This is a genomic window from Synechococcus sp. H55.11 (genome assembly GCF_047462475.1).
Lineage (GTDB): Bacteria > Cyanobacteriota > Cyanobacteriia > Thermostichales > Thermostichaceae > Thermostichus.
On sequence record NZ_JANSJI010000219.1, the window covers coordinates 1 to 1034 of the forward strand.

Genomic DNA, 1034 nt, shown 5'->3' on the forward strand with positions numbered 1-1034 from the left:
ATGTTAGACGCATCCAGAGAACCGGAAGCGCCCCCCGCCCCGATAATAGTATGCAGCTCATCAATAAAAATAATCACATCCGGCGATTTTTCCAGCTCGGCCAGGACACTTTTCATTCTTTCTTCGAACTGGCCGCGATATTTCGTGCCTGCGACCAGAGCAGTCAGGTCTAAGGCTACGATTCGCTTATTCATCAGGACCCGGCTCACTTTGCGCTGGACAATTCGCAGGGCAAGGCCTTCCACGATAGCGGTTTTGCCCACGCCGGGTTCGCCGATGAGGACGGGGTTATTTTTCTTGCGGCGGCTAAGAACCTGGGCTACGCGCTCTATTTCGCGTTCCCGGCCAATAACGGGGTCCAGTTTTCCTTCGGCAGCCATCTGGGTCAGGTCCCGCCCGAAGTTATCCAGAATCGGCGTGCGCGACCTGGATGACGTTCTGTAAGAAGCACTCCCACTGCGGCGTGGTGAAGGTTCCGACGGCTCAAATGGCTCCGAGGAGGACATAGCCGATGGAGGCTCTCCGCGCAGCACCTCGAACACATCTGCATAGCGTATCCCAAACTGCTCCAGGGTTTGCGTAATAGGCGAAGACTCATCCCGTAAAAGTGCCAGAAATACATGTTCTGGCTGAACTTCTGGGGATTCTAAGCGGGTGGCCTCGATGCTGGCTCGCCGGAATATCTGCTCCACCTGTCGGGAAAGCAGTAGCCGCCCACTTTCCACGGGCCGCTTCACAGGCGCCCGAACCCGGTCTTCCAGATCCCGTCGCAGCGTCTTTAAGGGCACCCCATGCTCCTCTAAGATTTTGGCCACCGGCGCCTCCGCATCCCGCAAAAGCGCCAACATCACATGCTCTACCCCTACATAGTCATTTCCCAGCCGAATCGCCTCCTCCCGACTAAATGTCAATAGCTCACGCGCCCGTTGTGAGAAGTTGCCGTCCATAAGTTATGCTAGGATTAGCAAGATTCCTGCCAGAATAAACAAATTCCCTACGGCCAGGGGTAGCAGCACCTTCCACCCAATACGCAT

General features: G+C 55.8%; 1 protein-coding gene. It reads right to left on the reverse strand.

Translation table 11 applies throughout. The features are described 5' to 3' along the window. The coding region (locus NW853_RS08945) for a Clp protease N-terminal domain-containing protein (RefSeq protein WP_414348837.1) at positions 1-947 on the reverse strand (947 nt) is incomplete at its 3' end. Positions 948-1034 lie beyond the last annotated feature (87 nt).